The organism is Planctellipticum variicoloris, assembly GCF_030622045.1.
Taxonomy (GTDB): Bacteria; Planctomycetota; Planctomycetia; order Planctomycetales; family Planctomycetaceae; genus Planctellipticum; species Planctellipticum variicoloris.
Window position 1 is genome coordinate 3,763,561 of sequence record NZ_CP130886.1, and the last position, 18,109, is coordinate 3,781,669.

18 protein-coding genes are annotated in these 18,109 nt (G+C 63.1%); 8 read left to right on the plus strand and 10 right to left on the minus strand.

Annotation, left to right across the window (positions count from 1 at the left end):
- The first annotated feature begins 187 nt into the window (after nucleotides 1-187).
- Nucleotides 188-1,426: an acyltransferase family protein gene (locus SH412_RS14595; RefSeq protein ID WP_336518744.1), complete on the plus strand. Its 1,239-nt coding sequence runs from the start codon at nucleotides 188-190 to the stop codon at nucleotides 1,424-1,426.
- A 379-nt stretch (nucleotides 1,427-1,805) separates the two neighbouring features.
- Here SH412_RS14595 and SH412_RS14600 read toward each other — a convergent pair whose 3' ends face one another.
- Together SH412_RS14600 and SH412_RS14605 are read right to left on the minus strand one after the other, a co-directional pair.
- On the minus strand, nucleotides 1,806-3,218 hold the full coding sequence (locus tag SH412_RS14600) for an MFS transporter (protein ID WP_336518745.1): 1,413 nt from the start codon (nucleotides 3,216-3,218) through the stop codon (nucleotides 1,806-1,808).
- 187 nt (nucleotides 3,219-3,405) lie between these two features.
- Entirely contained in the window at nucleotides 3,406-3,966 is a 561-nt protein-coding gene (locus SH412_RS14605) for a DUF454 family protein (protein WP_336518746.1), read from the minus strand.
- Between the two features lie 304 nt (nucleotides 3,967-4,270).
- Here SH412_RS14605 and SH412_RS14610 point away from each other — a divergent pair, with 304 nt between their 5' ends.
- Together SH412_RS14610 and SH412_RS14615 are read left to right on the plus strand one after the other, a co-directional pair.
- Entirely contained in the window at nucleotides 4,271-4,669 is a 399-nt protein-coding gene (locus SH412_RS14610; RefSeq protein WP_336518747.1) for a hypothetical protein, read from the plus strand.
- A gap of 168 nt (nucleotides 4,670-4,837) precedes the next feature.
- Complete coding sequence (locus SH412_RS14615) at nucleotides 4,838-5,677, plus strand: purine-nucleoside phosphorylase (RefSeq protein WP_336518748.1); 840 nt, start codon at nucleotides 4,838-4,840, stop codon at nucleotides 5,675-5,677.
- A gap of 75 nt (nucleotides 5,678-5,752) precedes the next feature.
- On the opposite strand, the gene SH412_RS14620 is transcribed toward SH412_RS14615, so the two are convergent.
- Nucleotides 5,753-7,126 (minus strand): leucine-rich repeat domain-containing protein, encoded by a 1,374-nt coding sequence (locus tag SH412_RS14620; RefSeq protein WP_336518749.1) that lies wholly within the window; start codon nucleotides 7,124-7,126, stop codon nucleotides 5,753-5,755.
- Between the two features lie 176 nt (nucleotides 7,127-7,302).
- Nucleotides 7,303-7,539 (minus strand): hypothetical protein, encoded by a 237-nt coding sequence (locus SH412_RS14625; protein WP_336518750.1) that lies wholly within the window; start codon nucleotides 7,537-7,539, stop codon nucleotides 7,303-7,305.
- Nucleotides 7,540-7,763: 224 nt separating this feature from the next.
- On the opposite strand from SH412_RS14625, the gene SH412_RS14630 reads away from it, so the two are divergent.
- The 3 genes from SH412_RS14630 (at nucleotide 7,764) to SH412_RS14640 (ending at nucleotide 9,438) form a co-directional block, all read left to right on the plus strand.
- Nucleotides 7,764-8,612 (plus strand): undecaprenyl-diphosphate phosphatase, encoded by an 849-nt coding sequence (locus tag SH412_RS14630; RefSeq protein WP_336518751.1) that lies wholly within the window; start codon nucleotides 7,764-7,766, stop codon nucleotides 8,610-8,612.
- Nucleotides 8,613-8,720: 108 nt separating this feature from the next.
- Nucleotides 8,721-8,897 carry a hypothetical protein gene (locus tag SH412_RS14635; RefSeq protein ID WP_336518752.1) on the plus strand — a complete coding sequence of 59 codons (177 nt, stop codon included), beginning with the start codon at nucleotides 8,721-8,723 and terminating at the stop codon, nucleotides 8,895-8,897.
- 352 nt (nucleotides 8,898-9,249) lie between these two features.
- Nucleotides 9,250-9,438: a CPXCG motif-containing cysteine-rich protein gene (locus tag SH412_RS14640; protein WP_336518753.1), complete on the plus strand. Its 189-nt coding sequence runs from the start codon at nucleotides 9,250-9,252 to the stop codon at nucleotides 9,436-9,438.
- Between the two features lie 80 nt (nucleotides 9,439-9,518).
- Here the strand turns inward: SH412_RS14640 and SH412_RS14645 are convergent, their stop codons facing one another.
- Together SH412_RS14645 and ltrA are read right to left on the minus strand one after the other, a co-directional pair.
- Complete coding sequence (locus SH412_RS14645) at nucleotides 9,519-9,845, minus strand: hypothetical protein (protein ID WP_336518754.1); 327 nt, start codon at nucleotides 9,843-9,845, stop codon at nucleotides 9,519-9,521.
- A gap of 769 nt (nucleotides 9,846-10,614) precedes the next feature.
- Nucleotides 10,615-11,841, minus strand: coding sequence for a group II intron reverse transcriptase/maturase (ltrA, locus tag SH412_RS14650; protein ID WP_336518755.1), 1,227 nt, complete (start codon nucleotides 11,839-11,841; stop codon nucleotides 10,615-10,617).
- A gap of 711 nt (nucleotides 11,842-12,552) precedes the next feature.
- Here ltrA and SH412_RS14655 point away from each other — a divergent pair.
- Nucleotides 12,553-13,140, plus strand: a complete 588-nt coding sequence (locus SH412_RS14655; protein ID WP_336518756.1) for a hypothetical protein — start codon at nucleotides 12,553-12,555, stop codon at nucleotides 13,138-13,140.
- A 231-nt stretch (nucleotides 13,141-13,371) separates the two neighbouring features.
- Nucleotides 13,372-13,968, plus strand: coding sequence for a hypothetical protein (locus tag SH412_RS14660; RefSeq protein ID WP_336518757.1), 597 nt, complete (start codon nucleotides 13,372-13,374; stop codon nucleotides 13,966-13,968).
- Between the two features lie 350 nt (nucleotides 13,969-14,318).
- Here SH412_RS14660 and SH412_RS14665 read toward each other — a convergent pair whose 3' ends face one another.
- The 4 genes from SH412_RS14665 to ruvC form a co-directional block, all read right to left on the minus strand.
- On the minus strand, nucleotides 14,319-16,424 hold the full coding sequence (locus SH412_RS14665) for a serine hydrolase (RefSeq protein ID WP_336518758.1): 2,106 nt from the start codon (nucleotides 16,422-16,424) through the stop codon (nucleotides 14,319-14,321).
- A 117-nt stretch (nucleotides 16,425-16,541) separates the two neighbouring features.
- Nucleotides 16,542-16,700 carry a hypothetical protein gene (locus tag SH412_RS14670; protein WP_336518759.1) on the minus strand — a complete coding sequence of 53 codons (159 nt, stop codon included), beginning with the start codon at nucleotides 16,698-16,700 and terminating at the stop codon, nucleotides 16,542-16,544.
- Between the two features lie 226 nt (nucleotides 16,701-16,926).
- Complete coding sequence (locus tag SH412_RS14675; RefSeq protein ID WP_336518760.1) at nucleotides 16,927-17,547, minus strand: DUF447 domain-containing protein; 621 nt, start codon at nucleotides 17,545-17,547, stop codon at nucleotides 16,927-16,929.
- A 40-nt stretch (nucleotides 17,548-17,587) separates the two neighbouring features.
- Nucleotides 17,588-18,100: a crossover junction endodeoxyribonuclease RuvC gene (gene ruvC, locus SH412_RS14680; protein WP_336518761.1), complete on the minus strand. Its 513-nt coding sequence runs from the start codon at nucleotides 18,098-18,100 to the stop codon at nucleotides 17,588-17,590.
- Nucleotides 18,101-18,109 lie beyond the last annotated feature (9 nt).

Below are 18,109 nucleotides of genomic sequence, written 5' to 3' on the forward strand. Positions count from 1 at the left end.
GAAGCCGGTACAAATCCCCACTTCTCGACGACGCACACGAAGTCTTCGGTCCGGTCGATCGGCAAAGTTGGTAATTCCTGCTCGACGAAACCCATTCTGTCCGATAAGACAGGGTCAGAATTTGAGACGCACCTCACCCGTCCGGGCCTGAACTCGACGGGTGTCCGAACACCATGGAACGGTGGTCATGCCGCGCAGCAGGGAGGCTGGGGCGATTCCGAACGACGGCGGCAGCACCGCGCGCCATGCCGGTCTGGACTGGATCCGGGGGCTGGGAGCCGTGGCCGTCGTCGTGCTGCACGCCGGCATTCCCTATCTGACCGCTCCGATGCCCGGTCTGGCCTGGCCGATCCGCCATCCGGCGCCCGACGCGGCCATCAACGCCGTTTTCTGGGCCATCGAAGCCTGTGTGATGCCGCTGTTTCTGATGCTCAGCGGCTACGTCTCCTGGCGCAGTCTCTCGCATCGAGGCGAACGCAAGTTCCTGCGACAGCGCGTGGACCGCATCCTCTATCCGCTGCTGGCGGCGGCCTGCATCCTGCTGCCCGTGGAGCTGTATCTCTGGATGCTCGGCTGGGTCGGAGAAGGGCAACTTTCCTGGAAGGACCTGCGCGACATCCGACTGGGGTCGCTGAAACAGAATCTCTGGGGCCTGAGCCACCTCTGGTACCTGCAGTACATTTTCCTGTATTCGCTGCTGCTCGCCGCCGGCGTCTGGGGATTGCGACGCCGGCCCGCACAGGCAGCTTCCGGTCGCAGATCTGCACAATGGCCCACCCCCAACCTGCGTCGGCTGGCAATTCCGTCGATTGTCGCGGGAATTGCCGCAGTTCTCTGCTGGGACCCGGGCGTCGTCCTTGGCTTTCAGCACTCGTTTGTTCCCGTCCCGGCGAAGTTTGCCTATAGCGGTCTGTTCTTCGCCTGGGGCGTCCTGGAAGCGGTACGACCGGACGAACAGCCCCGCGGACGGCGTCGAAACCCTCTGGTGTGGCTGGGAGCGGCCGCCCTGCTCTTTCCGACCTATCTGCTGCTCGCTGACGGTCAAATGGGGGGCCAGCCCCCCTGGGTGGCCACTCCGCTGCTGACCGCGATGTGTGTGACGCTTACCTTTGGACTGTGGTCGATCTGCGAGCGGCTGAAGGGAGCTCCCCCGGCCTGGGCTCGCTATCTGGCCGGGGCGTCGTTCTGGGTGTATCTGGTCCACCATCCCCTGGTGCCCCTCTGCCAGCTCGGCTTTCGGGAAACAGGCTGGCCAGCACAGATTCAGTTTGCCCTGGCAATCGTGGTGACGCTCTATCTGGCGCTGGCAAGCTACGAAGTCGCCGTTCGGAGAACGGTGATCGGGAGCTTCCTGGGCGGACGCGAGACTCGCGAAACCGCCGTCATTGCTCAATTCAAACCGCAACCGCTCGGCCACGCCGCGTAGCGACGAGCCAGACCGTTCGTCGCATTCTGCCCTACCGTCCGCAGAATGCGTCACGCAGATTTCCGCGGATCGCCCGCGGGGGATCCACGTCGCGAACCGACCGGACGCCCAAACGCCGCCTGTCAAACGCCACAACCCCAATCACGAAAACTATTTACGCAGCATCCAGCCGAGAAAGACGGCCCGCCCCAAATCTTGGCAACCGACGGCGCGCGAGTTGCTCTTCTCGGGAACTCAGCTTCGAAATCGTTTCGAGCGCCATCTGGGAGGAGTCTGTCCCGGCATTATCGAAACCATCCCGGCGCTCGTCCGCCTCCGCACTGCAGCTTCCTTTGCAGTGCGGAGGCTTTTCTGTTTGCTCCAAACAGGCAGGCGGACCTCAACGCAAGACCGGCTCGACCGCAGCAGTCTCGCGACCGTCCACCTGATCCGGAAACGCAGGGAGCAGCGGAGCATCGACGGTTCCCATCGGACGGACCGCCAGCGTCCGCAGCGGCATGATGGCATTTGTCACGGTCATCGACGGCACGCGACGGAGCAGCAGCAGACTTGCGGCTCGTAACACCGTGGAGGCGATATACACCCCCATGTAACCGGCGACACCGACGCCGACCACCTTCAGCACGGCGGCGCCGATCAGCGAGCCGAGGACGATCGCGGTTGCATTGGCCACGTTGTAGAGCGTCAGAATGCTCGTGCGTTCCTCCTCGGGAATCGTCTCAAAAAACATCAGCATCATCGCCAGCTCGTAGGCCCCCCAGGCGGCTCCCGCAACGAGTTGCAGACAAATCAGCCAGACGAAGTTGTCGCTGACGACCCAGCCCGCCGCGAGTGGAATGATGCCGACAGAACCGATCCAGAGCAGCCGCTGGGCTCCCGCGCGATGCGCCACCCGGCCCCAGAACGGCAGACAGAAGAACTTGGAAACGAAGGAAACTCCCAGCAGGATCGCGAAGCCCGTGTACGACATCTCCATTTCGCGAAGCATATAGGGCGCAAAGTACGGCCCGGCGACGTAGACGCCGCACTGCATGGCGACGATGAATACCAGCAGGCGCCCGATCGAGGCGGTTGTAAAACGATGCCACTGCTGCCTGAGCGTCAGAAAACGCATCCCGGCCGGAATCGGCACCGGTTCCGCCTGGGTCGCCAGCGCGATGACGGAAACCACCCGGCTGACGCAGGCCGCGGTGAAGAGCGCGGCAAAGATGAGCACTTTGGACTCGTGACCCTGGCCGGCCTGCAGCGCGAACCCGCCGATCAGAAACCCCATCAGAGTCGTCGCCTGCGCAAGTCGCGTCCGCATGGCGAAAAAGCGGGCGCGCAACGGCCGGGGCACCAATGTCCCCATCCAGGTGTTCCAGGCCGGACCGGTGGCGAGGCTCGCGCCCCAGTAGACCGAAGCGACGGTCAGCACCCACAGCGGGGAGATTTCGCCAAGGATGGCGGCGACAATCAGCGGCACGAAGCTGCAGGCTTGAATCGTGGCGCAAATTACGATCCAGCGTTTGTGAGACCGCAGCATCCGAATGGCGGTCGGAGAGACCAGTTGCAGCAGGCTCCCCGCCAGCAACGGCACGCTGGCGATCATGCCAGCAAAGACCTCGCCAAGTCCGATGGCCAGAACGAACGCCTGGAGATAGGTCTCTCCGATACCGACCATCAGGCCGTACGACGTTCCATCAACGACGCTGCACCGCAGACTCCGTCTCAGGCTGGGTGATTCTTCGCTGTCGGGAAACACCGCATCCGGGACGACTGCCGCGTCTTCCACGGCCGTACTGGACCTCACGACGTCTGCTACCTCCCACCTCGCCCGAAATCCTGGAGTCCCCGCCGAACGGTATCACAGGGGGACGGCCCGGAGAAGTCATCCCAGGCCGGATTCTCGAACGTCGCCAGCCGGACATCGCCGGGCGGGAGAATGTTCGCACATCGCGAAATGACCAGATAACTGCCAGGAAGCCGGCTGAGCGGCCTCAGGCCGTCGGCGGAAGTTTCGGCGAAACGGCCCCCAACGCGACCGACGAGCGGGGTTCACCCTCCGCCGCAACGGTCGGCAGCCGAAGCACCACCACGAGCCCGATCCCGCACAGCCCGATGCAGCCGATCTGCATCGGCCAGGACAATTTCCCCGACAGAAGCGTCGCCCCGACAACGGCCAGCACCATCACGACCGCCAGCCATTTGACCGCGGGGCGCACCGCATGGTGGCGCTCCCAGTCTCGAAGAAACGGGCCGAACAACCGATTCTGCAGGAGCCAGGCGTGGCAGCGCGGGGAACTGCGGAGGAAGAGGAAACTCGCCAGCAGCAGAAATGGCGTCGTCGGCAGCAGCGGCAGAAACGCCCCCGCCAGAGCCAGTCCGACGAATGCCCACCCCAATGTGACCTCGGCCGCTTTTCTGAGGCGGAGGGTGACGGTGGGTTTCATGGGGAGTCCTGCAGAAGACGCATAACCGGGAATCGATTCGATCAACGGGAACAATCCGGCCGGATGGTCGGACAGCATATCGCAACCGGCCTTCAGAATATCGGTCATTTTTGATCGGAGTTCACTCCCGACCGAGCGACTCGACCGACTTGACGATTCTGAACAACCCCAATCTGGCAGACTCTGCGGGTCATTCCGACCGTATCGGCGTCGAAATTTCCGACGCCGGGAGTTCGAGCCGCCCGTTCAGGATTCCCGGATGCCGGGACCCTCGGAAACCGATCAATCCGGCAGACCCGAATTTCCGTTTCAGGACGCGCTTGACAACGTCCGCCGCGTCGACTATCCAAATGGCGCAAATCGACAGTCGGCCCGGTCGGGCAGTCTGTCAAAGATTCTTGCAGATAAGTAGTTGCGTGGTCCGCGCTGCCGGTTCGCCGTAAAAAAAACGGCCTCCTGCGGCGGCTGGTCCGCGCTGGTTGAGAACGAGACTAGACTCCGGTTTTCGAGGTGTGCATCCATGCCTTTTTCTCTGTCCGACGAAGATCGCCTGTCCGCCGCCGGCCTCTTCAGTGAGACTCCGTTCGGCTCGTCCGCTTCACCCCAGCTCGCGGACGTCGACGACGAGGGCGGTTTCGGCGAAGACGACGAATTCGGCGACGACGAAGATCTCGACGAGGATCTCGAGGATCTCGACGAAGAAGAATTCGACGACGACGACTTTGAAGACGACGACTTCGAAGACGACGACGATTTCGATGATGACGACGACGACGATGACGACGATGATCTCGACGACGACGACGAGTAATCCTCAAACGGCGCGCGTCGACCGGAATTGAATCCTGTCACGACAGGGCGAAGAGCCTGCCTCTTCGCCCTGTTTGTATTGTGTGATTCGTGCGATACGCCGGTCTGACGGTCCCCGGCGCAGATTCCCCCGGAACGTCGGTGTCGGGACTACAGAGGAGAAAACGCTGTGCTGGAATTGTGGAATCAGATCGATGAAGCGGCGGCATACATCCGCAGTCAGTGGAGCGGTACGCCGCGCGTCGGCCTGATCCTCGGCACAGGGCTGGGCGGTCTGGCCGAGCAGATCGTTCAAGAAGCCTGCATCGACTACGACAAGGTGCCCCACTTTCCGCGATCGACGGTCGAGTCGCACGCCGGTCGACTCGTGTGCGGGACGCTGCGCGGCGTGCCGATCGTCGCTATGGAAGGTCGCTTCCACTACTACGAAGGCTACTCGCTGAAGCAGGTCACCTTTCCCGTCCGCGTGATGCGCGCGCTCGGCGCGGAGATGCTCCTGGTCACCAATGCCGCGGGGGGCATCAACCCTCAGTTGGATCTGGCCGATGTGGTCGTCATGGAAGACCACATCAACCTGATGCCCGACAGCCCGCTGCGCGGAGTCAACGACGACCGGCTCGGCCCCCGCTGGCCCGATCTCTGCGAACCGTACAGCCGGGAACTGATCGAATTGAGCCGGTCGACGGCGCTGGAGCTCGGGCTGCACGTCGCCAAGGGAGTCTACGTCTGCGTGCCGGGTCCCAATCTGGAAACGCGGGCCGAATACCGGATGCTGAAGCTCCTCGGCGCCGATGTCGTGGGAATGTCGTCCGTTCCGGAAGCGATTGTGGCGATACACGCCGGAATGAAGGTCCTCGGCTACTCGATCGTCACCGACCTGTGCCTGCCCGACCACCTCGAACCGGTCGAGGTGCCAAAGATTCTCGCCAACGCCGCCAAAGGGGGCGAGAAGCTCGCGAAACTGATCCCGGCGGTGCTGGAACGCCTGCCGCGCAGCACGAATTCCTGAATCGACCGGCGGCAGTCTGCCGGTAAACCGGCAGACCGGCTTTCGCGGGTCAATTGCCGTCCCGAAGTTCCCTCGCTACTCAGGGGGGATGAAGCCTGAAGCCTTGCGCGTCGGGGCGATGAAGCCCGAGGGTTTTCCGGTCCCGGGAGTCACTGTTCGGGGTTGCGGAGTCTCGGCCAGCGCTTCGCCCGGCTTGCGCGGCCGGAAGGGATTCATCGGCGGAGCGCCGGCGTTCAGATCCAGCTCCGGACAGAACTGCTTCAGGGCCTGCAGTCCGTTGGGGGAAATGCTCGTGTTCCCGACGGAAATGTACTTCAATTCCTTCAGCCCCTTGAGATAGGAAAGTCCGACGTCGCTGATGCCCGGTTGATTCTCGAGGATCAGAACCTCCAGTTGCTTCAGTTGGCCGACCGCTTTCAGAACCTCGTTCGTCACGGTCGAATTGCTCCCCATCACCAGATGTTTGAGCTTGGCCATCCCCCGGATCATGAACGCAATGTGGACGTCGGCGGCCCCGGTCTGAGCAATATTCAGATACTCCAACTGCTTCATGTTGTTGATCCCCCGAGCCCCGCGCTCGTTCAGCGGGCACGCGGTCAGTGACAGATGGCGCAAATTGGCGAGCGCCTTGGACTTCGCGAGCTTGAAGAACGCCTCGCCATGCACGCCGCCGCAGCCTGAGACTTCCAGGGATTCCAGTCGATCCAGCTTCGCCAGTCCCATCAGACCTTGATCGGTCAACTGAGTATCCCGGACTTCCAGGTAGTTCAAGTTTTCCAGACTGCAGAGCATCTGAAAGGAGACATCGTTCAGGGGCGTTGCATCCAGCAGCAATCGCTCGATGGTCTTATGCCTGGCGATCTCGGCAAAGCCGGCCTGCGTCAACTGAGCCCGCGCGATGCGCAGCTCCCGCAGATTCGTCAGCGGGCCGAGCGCCGCGATCCCGGCATCGGTGATGTTCGAGCCGTTCAACGTGACGCTTTCCAGCGCCGGCGCCTTGGCCAGCAGCTCCGCCCCCGCGTCGCCGATGGGCGTCCCGTCCAGATTGATGAACTTCAGATTCGGCAGCTTCTCCAGCACCGCCAGACCGGCCTTCGTCACTTGTCCGCCGTGGGCGTCGATCTCCGTAATCTGGTCCAGCCCCTCGCTCAGCTCGCCGAGCTTGGCCAGCTCGGCGTCATTGACCTGGCCCGGCTTGAGCGCCCGGAACTCCTGCAGGACCACCGCCGGGTCGGGTGGCGGAGGCAACTGCGGAATGTTCTGAACCGGAGGCGCGACTACCGGAGAAACAATCGGCTGCACGACCGGAGCCGCCTCCGGCTTGGCCTGCCCGGTGAGTTCGCCCCACGTGGGGATCTTGCCGCAGCCAGCCGACGCCAGCAGCAGCAGGCCGGCGACGGACCAGGACAGCCTCAGCCTCGGCCCATGAATCAAGGGATCGTTCGCCATTTCGGATCTCCGTGTCGAACCGAGGAAGCAGACAAGACGGGTAGGAATGACTTGATCATCTTAGCGACAATCGCCCGGCCAGGTAAACGGGTGACGAGCAGTCCCGGATCACTGTGTTCCCGAACGGACGTCAGTTCGCCAGTTTTTCACAAATCGCGCCACCCGATGTCCGGCCTTCATTCAGGACGCACTCGATCCCGGTCCAGTTCCCGAATTGCCAGCAGCACGACCAGCCCCACGTGAGCGACCACGAAGAACACGCACGCAACCAGCGCCAGCGCCCGCAAAGCGGCAGCCCCGGCAGCATCTCCGGCCAGCGACAGGAGCATACAAAGCCCCCCCGTCAGCGCAACCAGCAGCAGGCTGACCAGTTGAGACCAGAGACTGCGAACAATCCAGACGCGAAAATCCATCTTCGGCACTCCTCGGAGTCGAGTTCGCGAGTCTCGCCCGAAAGCAATTGGCCTGTCAAGGTGCGGTCTGCGGAATGCCCCGGCCGGAGAACTCGGTATCACAGCGTTCGACGGCGGCGCGTGGAGCGTTCCTGCAGAATGGGTTCAACTCGACCCCGTTCGAGACGGCTGCTAGACTCCGATCTCTTTACGCAGGAATCGGTTTCGACGAGGCGACTCATTTCATGTGGCAGGAATACGTCCGGCTGATCGTGCTGGGGATCGTGCAGGGGATCTCCGAGTTTCTTCCGATCAGCTCCGATGGCCATCTGGTGATCGCCAACGCCGCCATGCGCTACGGATTCGGGATGGAAGAGTCGCGAGACGGCATGGCGACGATTATCACCCTCCATGCCGGGACGCTCCTCGCCATTCTCATCGTCTACGCGCACGACATTCGCCAGACGCTGCGGAACTGGCGACTCTGCGCCCAGATTGTGCTCGCAACAATTCCCGCCGCCGTCGTCGGCCTGACGCTCAAGGACTGGTTCGAGGAAACGTTCGACTCTCCCGTCATGGCCGCCTGCGGACTGTTCGTCACCGCCGGTCTGCTGCTAGCCGCTCAGCGGCTGGAGAGCAATAAATTCAGCGACCAGCAACTCCCCTGGCTGGTCGCCTGGGTCATCGGCTGTTTCCAGGCGCTCGCGCTGCTGCCGGGCGTCTCCCGCTCCGGCTGCACAATCTCGTCCGCGCTGATGATGGGTGTGGACCGCATCTCGGCGGCGCGCTTCTCGTTCCTGATCGCCATTCCGGCGATCTCGGGCGCCATCGTGCTGGAAGCCAAAGACATGCTGGAGTCGCCGCCAGTCGATCTCGCCTGGGGCCCGCTGGCCGTGGGGACGGTGGTCGCGTTCGTTGTCGGCCTGGGGGCGCTGAAACTCCTGCTGCGCATGCTGACTCAGCGACGGCTGCACTGGTTTGCCGGCTACTGCGTCGTCCTGGGAATCTCCACACTGCTCTGGCAGACCCTCAGTCCTCCGGTCAGCCAGACCCCGCCCGCCGCAGTGACAGTTTCCGCGGAGGCCCCTCGCTAACCCAGTTTGCCAACACGGGATGTCGGCGAAAATTTCGTTGCCGGATGAACTCCTGCATGGTATCTTTCGACTCCGCTGGGGGGGATACCGGCAAGGGCATGGAGGAAAATGGTGTCTTACTACGAGGTCGACCTGCTTGTTGGCGAAGTGTTGGACATCGGATCGGACTGCACTCTGACAGTCGTGGATGTGGATGGCGACGAAGTCACCTTCCGTCTCGACGGTCCCGACATCTCGGACGAAATTGTGACACTTCCCGTCGGGGCGCTGACTCTGCCCCGCTGAGAGCGGCTTCCCGCTCAGCAATTGACGCTCGGACTCACGGCGAAAGCCCCTGCAACGCACCGTTCTCTGGTGCGGCGGGCGTTGACACACTCGGCCAACCCTTTCTCTCTGGTTCCCACGGGTGGCATAGGTTGGGCGTCTTCGCTCTTGCTATGCCGCAGCAGAAGGTCACCGACCGTCCTCTGCTTCGGACAGACAACCTCCTGTGCGGTCCGCCCGCCCTCCTGGGTAGGACGAAGACGTACAGCCGGCGCCACCCGCCGTAAAGTATCAACGCTCACACCCGTGGTCATGCTGCTGGCGCTGCTGACGTGACGTGTCGCCTGAAGAACGATCGCAAGGCCAAGACATCATGCGAGAAGACGCCAGCTACATCTGCGATTCCTGCGGCGAGGAGATCGTCATCCCGCTGGATGTCACGCAGGGCGCGAGTCAGGAGTACGTCGAAGACTGTCCGGTCTGCTGCCGGGCGAACGTCATTCACGTCGAATTCGACGACGATGGAGACGCCCGAGTCTGGTCGGAGCCGGAGCAGGACTGAGAATGACTTACAGCCTCTGTGAAACCTGCCGTCACAGAGGGCGCAACGGAGCCCGCCAGACTTCGCCACATTACGACCCCCTACCAATGGTCCTCGCAGAACACGAGAATCGCCTCGGCTTTTTGCTCGTCCACCAGACCCAGGGCGAGATGAGCGGCGACATAGCAGAGAGCAAAGCCCATCAGCGGTCGGTGTTCCAGTGCATGATCGACGCCATCGGGATCAGAATTCGCCACGTAATTCGCCAACGCCAGCTTGATCACACGATCTGCTTCCGGCCCCTTGCGCTTCTTCCCTCGAAACTTCAGGCACACCAGCGGGGCCAGATGAAACAGGTTGGCGTCCGTGATCTCGGCGTCGATCAGCAGACCGAACGGCCTGGCTTCTCTGGCGTCGGCAATTGCCAACTGGATCTCCTCGAACCTCTCAGCAGGCGTGGAGGGTATCGGACGTTTCATATCAGGCGGCCTCTGGTCTTATCAGGCGTCCCATAACGAGCCCCCCGGACCGGTTGTCTCGGATGAGGAACAGGAATGAATGGTTGGCGTTGTAGCGAACTTGGAGGAGGTAAATTGGCGCTCGTCTCCTTTAACACAACCGCAGTCGCCGGGTGAAGCGCGGGTGGCCCCGGCTCAGCGTCTTCGGGTGCAGTCGACATTGGGTAGTCCACGGGCATCAATCGCCGCGAGCCTCTGAGCCCCGAAGGGGCGGCAGAGTGTAGCCACGGGTGAAGCTCAGTCTGCCGTCAGGCAGACTGAGCGGAACCCGTGGTCTCGGTCGTGCCCCAACGACCAGCCCCGGCAGGGGCGATGGAGCCGTCGCCCATGTGTGAATCGTCATATGGCCGCGACTCTTTCGCCCCTCCGGGGCTCCGGAGGGTAATGCGATCCTGTCCACGGGTTCCGTGTCGGTCGGCTTCGCCGCCGACACTCCACCCGTGGCTACACTCTGCCGCCCCTCCGGGGCTCAAGCCACGCCGGAAAGATCATCGACCACCAATCGCCGACTGCACCCGGGCGTCTTCGCCCTACCGCGGTGCCGAAGGCACAGAAGGACGGGCGGCGCAACGGGTTTCGATGGCGCGAAATAGGGGTAGGGAAGCCCCATTGGCTTGGGGCTCCCCTCCCTCCGAACCGGACGGGCGGATCTCCCGCATCCGGCTCTCCGGTTGATGGTTTACCTTCGTGAGGATTGACAGGCCAACGCATGGGCTGCGGCGAGACTGAACAGCCCCTGCTCGGCGAAGTAGCGGTTCGGCCAGGCAAAGCAATCGGACGGTTTGCGGGCCACGCCGCGTCCGCCGCAACGGCGACGCAACAGACTCCGCAGACGCATCCGCAGCCAGCCATCCAGGGTTTTGTAGTCCGAGCGCCTGCTGCCGTGCTGGAAGTACGCGAACCAGCCGCGGAGCGACCGGTTCACGCGAAACACGATGCGCTGCAACGACGCGCCGGAAGTCCGACGTGTCTGTCGACGCAGCGTGTCCTTCAACGTCTGCAGGCTCTTCGAGCGGGGCCAGTGCTTTTCGCCGGCGAATTCGTACCCCAGAAACGCAAAGCTCTCCGCACGCACATCGACGATCCGCGTTTTCGTCGGGTGCAGCGTCAGACCGTTATCGGCCACCCACTCCCGCACGAGATCCAGAGCGTGCGACGCCTCGGCGGCGGTGCGGCACAGGATCACGAAATCATCGGCGTAACGCACCATCTGCAGACCGGCAGCGGCCAGCAGATGGTCCAGCGGATCGAGGTAGATGTTGCTCAGCAGCGGACTGAGGACCGCCCCCTGCGGGGCTCCGGCCTCGGGGGTCCACGACTTCGCGTCCTCAATGATCCCTGCGGTCAGGAACGATTCGATCAGCGATAACACACGGCCGTCCGCCAGTTTCTCCCGCAGACGCAGCAGCAACCGATCATGGGGGATCGAATCGAAATATCCCTTCAGGTCGGCGTCCACCACGTGGACATAGCCAGCCTTCAGGAGTTGATCCACCCGTCGAAGCGCGTCCTTGCAGCCGCGGCCCGGCCGGAAGCCGTAACTCTGGTCGGCAAAGTCGCGTTCGAAGATCGGCTCGATCACGTTCACCACTGCCGCCTGCACGACGCGGTCCCGCACCGTGGGAATCCCCAAGGGGCGGGTCTCGCTTGTGCCGGGTTTGGGAATGTGAACGCGGCGGATCGCCTGCGGTCGATACGTATCGTCTTTGAGGGCGTCCGACAGCCGCCAGAGAGCGTCTGGAAGCTGTGCGGAGAACTCGTCGACAGTCACGTGATCCACGCCGGCGGCGCCCTTCTTGCGCGCCACCTGCTGCAGGGCCGCCAGCAGATTCCGCTCGGCGAACACCTTGTCATACAGCCGGAACCATTTGCCTCCTTCCACTCCCTCGACGAGAGCCGTCAACATGCGCACGGTCCAGACGCACGGTTTCGCGCACGCCCACAGGCGCGACGCTGTTCCGGCTTGTTGAGCCCGCGGCACTGCCGCCGGTGGGACTTCCGCTGGTCTGGTCATGTCGCCTTCCATCTTCCTGGAGCCCTTCGCTCCCCCGGAGTTACCCGGCTTCGTCGCTACTATGGCTCCTCTGACTCCTGACCGGGTCAGTCCCTCCCGGTCAGGTCTCTTTGCGTCATGTGTTCGAACTTCCGGCCATTCCGCCTCCAACCACCTGATGGCTCCGCCGATCGCTTTGACACGTTACCCTTCAGCGTCGACGGCTTCCGGATCGCTCCGGTCTGGGCTTCACCTTAAGAGGGCAGGCTCGCCAAACCACCCGGCCGAATCGAGTTCACTTGCGTTGCGGACTGGCCATTCGCCTCCCGATGCTCCCCACCCCGCCTCGCGGCGACGCAGTTTCGGTCGGCTACAGGCCGGAGAACGTCTACCTGAGGAGGACTTCCACCTCCCTGTTCGAACACACTTGCAAACGCACCCTCCTGTCGCTTTGCGACGCAGATAGGCCGCGGACGGCCAATCTGTGCCACCCGGCGATTGCAAAGGTTGTGACGCAGGAACGATCGACGGCTACACTTGGGTTTGCAGAACTTCTCTGCCAGCATACCGGTTCCCAACGGGATCCGGAATGCAATCGTTACGCTCTTTCGGCAAGCTCCGCCAATGTTCTGGCCCGTCCTTCTCCCCTTCAAGATTACCTGCTGGACGCTGGCAGGGCTGGTGCTGGGTGCCACAGTCATGGCCCCCGCGCTCAAAGGAAAACGGGGCAGAACATTTCTGCTCTCAACGTGCTTCGCGTTCGCCGCATTCATCCCTTCCTGCATTGGAATCGAGCTGATCGTCGACCAATTCCGATTCGGTCAGTTTGAGTACCTATGTTACGACGACATCCACGACTTTCGTTATCAGCGATACCTGCCTGCTACGGCGACGAACATCAAAATGCACAAGCATCCCGGCGGAAACGGGTATCGGGCGTGTTACTCAATTTCCGAAGCAGATTTTCAATCGTACCTGAACGAGCTTTGGGACGAGTACGGAGAGCGCTCTGCCGTCCAGCGAGGCGGATACAGCGATGACGGTCGGCGAGCAGATCACGACGATTTCAAACGCAAATTCGGGGATCTCGGATGGAAGCCATGGGACGATCCGGTCATCTCCCACAGTCCTTCGGAATCAGACGGCGGCGGCGCCACCTATTACTTCGACCGTGATGCCGGAACTGCGTATCAATCCACCGGGTTCTGGTAAAGCGACTGGAGGTGGGCGGTCGTCCGCCGTGTCGCGCAGATAACCGGGGGTTGAGCGCCAGCGACACCCCCGGAAACCGGCCCATCGCACACACATTCGACCCCGGAGGGGTCGCAGAAACGTTGCCGCCGGAATGCGTTCCGCGGCGACCGGTCAACATGCAATGGGATTGCCGGAAAACCGCTTTCCGATTATGAGCCCGCGTTCATTCGTCTGCACAGAGGGCAACACATGGGCGGGTGGCGAAAAAAGACGTGCTGCGTCCTGTTCGTGGTCGCGTTCTTGACGAGCGCTTGCGCGATCAGTTCCAGGAAATCCACCGAGGTCAGGTTCTCTGAAGACCTGCAGGCGGACGGTTTCTCGATTGCCTGTGGCGGGGATGGAGAAATTGCTCAGGAAATGACCGTTGTCATATCAGATGCGGAATCGACCGAGCGCTTGTTGCAATGGTTTCAACACCGCCCCAAACCGTCCAATGGTCTTGGAATGGCCATTCTCTCGGACTTCGAAAAATCGATGCTCCGATTTGCATCACCATTGGCCAGGATCGAAACTGCTCGCTTCCACGTTGATCTGAACCTCTTCACGGTTGGGCTGGAAACGCGATCCTCTCCCACCGACGCCTGGACGCAGGTGTCCTGGCCGATCAGACCCGAGGACGAAGAGTTGCGCGATTGGGCGATCTCAAAGGTCTTGAACAATTTCGCGATGGAACGTGGCCTGCCTCCGATCAAGTGGGAAGGAATCCGTCGTGGCAAGATCGACGAAGAGGTGGAGGACCGGAATCCTGAAGCGATGGTTGCGCCTGCGACCCCTTCGGGGTCGTGATGACGTAGGCTCACCGGGGGTGTCGTCGCTTCGCTCCTCAACCCCCGGCTACCTTCTTTGACCCCTGCCGGGGTCACGGAGCACCGTCGACCAGCCGTCCACATCGCAGGTTCCGTCCTGGCATCCCGAAGGGATGCAAGAATGTAGCCGGGGGTTGAGCGAAGCGACACCCCCGGAAACCGGCCCCTCGCGCAAGACCGTCGCCCCCGGCGGGGTCGCAGAGCCGTCGCTGCGGGGTGGCGCCGGCAGTACGCTGACTTCCAACCGGCGCTACCCAAGGTAGTCGTCCGGACCGGGGCATCGCGAAGACGCTCCTGCCCCGGCCACCCGAGGCTTGCTGGTCTAGCCGGTCAGCGCGCCGGAGCCGTCTGCCGCTCGACCTGTTCCCGCAGCCGCTTCAGATCAATGTTCTCTCCAGCGGCCGGGAACGGGTGATCCAGCAGCCACCAGTCTTCGGTGAAAGAAGCCGCGTCGCCGGGCTGGAGTTTCTCGCGCGGGCCGATTGGCTCCAGTTCGATCCGCGGGCCGGCGGGATACCAGACCGATAACGTCAGGCCGGCCGCCTCGTTGTAAACCCGATCGGGATCGACCGGGAAGCGTTTGACGAACAGCGTGTTGTCGGGCCGCAGGTAGGCCAGCCAGCCGGCCGAGGAATCGAAGCCGAGCTTTGGCTTACGCGGCGGCGCGAGGATCTCCAGAAAGCCGTCCCGCTCGCGAATCTTTTCGTCGGTGTTCCGCACGTTGATGATCGCACTGTCTTCGTACATCGCATACTTCGCGGGGAAGCGGCTGGTCCCCTGCAGAGGAATCAGGCAGATGCCTCCGCCGGGGGAAAACGACCGGCCCCAGTGGCAGTATTCCCGCGGCTGATCGGAGACGTTGACGAGCGTCTGCCGGCAGGAGAGTCGGGAGGCGCCGGTCAGGGTGGGGGGATGGAGTTCAAAATCGCGCAGCACCTGCACCCCGGCTTTGGGGCTGTGGGGGCTGACGAGGCGGGCGGAGTGCGGGCCGGTGATCTCGGCGGTCCAGGTTCCGGACCAGATTTCCGGATGCGCGGGGACCGTCAGTTCGGGGCCGAAATCGAACCGGCCGGCGGACATCGACGCCGGTTTTCCGTCGGTCCGCGGACGATCCTCGTCGTCGAGATAGAGGGCACGCCGTCCGTCTACGTAATACTCCAGCACGCGTCCACCCGCCTGCGGACACAGCACGGCGCGGGCACGGGGTTGGCCGAGCGTCAGTTCGACAGCCCGAGAGTAACCGTGGAATTCTGTGAACTTCGCCGTTGTAGTTTCGACGCCGTGGTATGCGGACAGAGCGGCTTCTGTGAATGCGTCGCGCACGTCGGACGCATCGCTGTTGCCGAATCCGGACCGCTGGATCATCAGGATGAAGATCAGTTTGCGCTGCGGATCGACCCAGGCCTGCGTCCCCCACGCGCCGCCGTGGCCGTAAGTTCCCGGCATCAGCAGTCGGGTCACCCCTTGCGGCTTTTCGAGCACGCACCAGCCCAGTCCCCAGCCGTTGCCGGGCGTGAAGCCCGTGACGAGGCCGGGCGTGAGAATCTGCGTCATCTGCTGCACGCGTGCGGCCGGCAGCAGTCGGACGTCGCCGAGTTGCCCGCCATTCAGGATCGCCTGGTAGAAGCGGGCCATGTCGGCGGCGGTCGAGAACAATCCGCCGGAGGGATTGGGCGTTCGTTCGACGGTGGGGTCCGGGATCTCAACAGCGGCCAGAGTTCCCGGCTGTTCGCCGGGTTTGCAGGTGACCGCCAGTCGCCCCGCCTGATCGGGCGACAGCCGGAAGGTTGTGTCTTTCATTTCCAGCGGATCGAAGATGTGCCGTTGCAGGTACTCGGCATAGCTCTCGCCCGAGGCGATTTCGATCAGCCGGCCGGCGACGGTCAGGCCGCTGCTGTATTGCCACTTCGAGCCGGGGGGAAACTCCAGCGGCTTCCGGCCGATCAGATCGACGATCTGTTCCAGGTTGAGCCCTTCGGTCTCCTTGCCGCCCGGTTGGGCCAGTCCGGCGGTATGCGTCAGGACGTCGCGAATGGTGACGGGGCGGGACGGAGTACCATCCTTCAGTTTCTGTCCGGTGAAGGACGAAATGTGTTTCTCGACCGGATCGTCGACGCTCAGCTTCCCCTGTTCGACGAGCTGCATGAGGCCCGTCGCCGTGACGGTTTTGGTCATCGACGCGATGCGGAAGAGCGAGTCCGGCTGCATGGCCTGGTCGGTCGCGGGGCCGGTCTTGCCGACCGCTGCGAGGTGCACGACCCGGTCCGGCGTGGCGATGAGCGTCACGGCGCCGGAGATCTGCCCGCGGTGGACGAACTCGGTCATCCGCTCGGAGATGCGCTGCAATCCTGCAGCGTCGAACTCCGGTTCTGCAGACGGCAACTGGCTGGAACACGCGACGAACATCAGCGCGATCGCGCTCATTCGGAGCAGCATGGCGTCACCTCGATAGTCAACTCTCGGTGCAGATCTCGGGCAGGCGATTCCTGCCAAAGTGCGAGAGAGGATGATATCAGAGAGGCCGGACGGCTGCCCGCGCTGCTCCGCGCACGGCTACCTCATGAAGCTTCCGCTGCCGCCCATCGAAGACCTCAGGCTGTCCAGAATCGAGATCGCCACTTTGCGAACGGGATTTCCGGGGAAGTCGATCGATGCGACGATGACCAGCAGCAGAACGAAGAACCCGATCTTCGGTCCCGATGAATCGGACATTCCGGCGGCCCCTGCGCAACAATGACTGCTCCGCGGGCCGACGCAAGAGGGACTTCCGCCGACGGGAGCTGTGCCGCGCGGCGATTCGACCGACTCGTGAGCGATTGGCCCGCCGTGAGTGATCCACTCTGAACGCTACGCCACGATCCGGGTGCTGTCAAACGTGGAAGGAGACGCACAGGACGATCCGCCCGGCGCCCAGTCTGGGAATTCGATGAACCAGACATCAAGTCTCGGTCGGCGCGGTGGCGCCCGTCGCCGGGTGGCGGCGATACCAGTCCTCGACGACGTCGATGACCAGCCCCCAGGCTTCAAACTCGCGCGGCCCGGCGGTTTTCTCGACCGGACTGCGCAAAGCCGCCAGTCGTTCGCGGATCTCCGACTCGGGGAGCAGGTGCAGGCGGGTCGCCAGGATGGTGGCCTCCAGCACCGCATGTCTGGCCCGGTTCAGGCCGAACATGTCGCGGACGCGCCCGGCATGCACGACGCGGGCTTCGATCTCGGTCCGGTCGGCCGAATCGTCGAGCGACGCGACTTCAAATTCATACCAGCGACAGCAATCGGCCAGCACCTGGCCGGGGATCTTCGCGGCGGGGCTGGTGGCTGGCGTTTCCGGCAGGCGATCGAGAGCCGCCCGGGCGATCAGCAGCACGTCGTCGACGACGTGAAAGACGCCCCAGGGGTGTTCCTTCAGATTGCGATAGGTCTGCGACGTCTTGAAGGGCCGCAACAACAGCGTTTGAAAGTCGTCATCGACAATCGGTCCCATCGGCGCGACATTGATCGCGCCGCTCGCCGACAGACTGGTGACGATTCCTTCGACAATCATGCCATCGTTGTACGACATCACGTTGGGCCTGTCATCGCTCTTTTTCGCTGGTGGGCGGTTAAACCGCATCGCGTCCCAGTCTGCGGAGCTGAGCGCTGTAGAAATGGCAGAGGGCGATGGCGCAGGCATCGGCGACGTCGTTCGGCTCCAGGATGCGATCCAGTTTGAACTCCTGCTGGATGGCGCGCTGGATCTGTTCCTTGGAGGCTCGCCCGCTGCCGGTCAGCAGGCGCTTGATCTGGGTGGCGGAGTAGTGGACTACGGGGAGTCCGGCGTCCATGGCGGTCAGCAGAATCCCGCCGCGGGCGTGGGCCATCAGGACGGCGGTCTTCGGGTACTGACTGTGGGAGAAGACCTGTTCGATGGCCGCCTCCGCCGGCCGCCACTCTTCGAGAACTTCGCGCAGCCCGCAGGCGATCTCGTGAACGCGTTCGGCGAGCGTCTTCCCCTTGGTCGAACTGATCACGCCTCCGTCCCGCAGCAGCGGCCCCCGCCCTCCCCGCTCGATCACAGCATACCCGGTCCGATTGAGACCGGGGTCGATGCCGAGGATGCGATAGGGGATGGTCATGGGGGGCTG

Bases quoted from the DNA above. Each gene is read 5' to 3' on its own strand.
- SH412_RS14595 (WP_336518744.1), top strand. From the start codon at position 188: ATGCCGCGCAGCAGGGAGGCTGGGGCGATTCCGAACGACGGCGGCAGC.
- SH412_RS14605 (WP_336518746.1), bottom strand. From the start codon at position 3,966: ATGACCGATATTCTGAAGGCCGGTTGCGATATGCTGTCCGACCATCCG.
- SH412_RS14620 (WP_336518749.1), bottom strand. From the start codon at position 7,126: ATGGCGAACGATCCCTTGATTCATGGGCCGAGGCTGAGGCTGTCCTGG.
- SH412_RS14625 (WP_336518750.1), bottom strand. From the start codon at position 7,539: ATGGATTTTCGCGTCTGGATTGTTCGCAGTCTCTGGTCTCAACTGGTC.
- SH412_RS14630 (WP_336518751.1), top strand. From the start codon at position 7,764: ATGTGGCAGGAATACGTCCGGCTGATCGTGCTGGGGATCGTGCAGGGG.
- SH412_RS14635 (WP_336518752.1), top strand. From the start codon at position 8,721: ATGGTGTCTTACTACGAGGTCGACCTGCTTGTTGGCGAAGTGTTGGAC.
- SH412_RS14640 (WP_336518753.1), top strand. From the start codon at position 9,250: ATGCGAGAAGACGCCAGCTACATCTGCGATTCCTGCGGCGAGGAGATC.
- ltrA (WP_336518755.1), bottom strand. From the start codon at position 11,841: ATGTTGACGGCTCTCGTCGAGGGAGTGGAAGGAGGCAAATGGTTCCGG.
- SH412_RS14655 (WP_336518756.1), top strand. From the start codon at position 12,553: ATGTTCTGGCCCGTCCTTCTCCCCTTCAAGATTACCTGCTGGACGCTG.
- SH412_RS14660 (WP_336518757.1), top strand. From the start codon at position 13,372: ATGGGCGGGTGGCGAAAAAAGACGTGCTGCGTCCTGTTCGTGGTCGCG.
- SH412_RS14665 (WP_336518758.1), bottom strand. From the start codon at position 16,424: ATGCTGCTCCGAATGAGCGCGATCGCGCTGATGTTCGTCGCGTGTTCC.
- SH412_RS14670 (WP_336518759.1), bottom strand. From the start codon at position 16,700: ATGTCCGATTCATCGGGACCGAAGATCGGGTTCTTCGTTCTGCTGCTG.
- SH412_RS14675 (WP_336518760.1), bottom strand. From the start codon at position 17,547: ATGTCGTACAACGATGGCATGATTGTCGAAGGAATCGTCACCAGTCTG.
- ruvC (WP_336518761.1), bottom strand. From the start codon at position 18,100: ATGACCATCCCCTATCGCATCCTCGGCATCGACCCCGGTCTCAATCGG.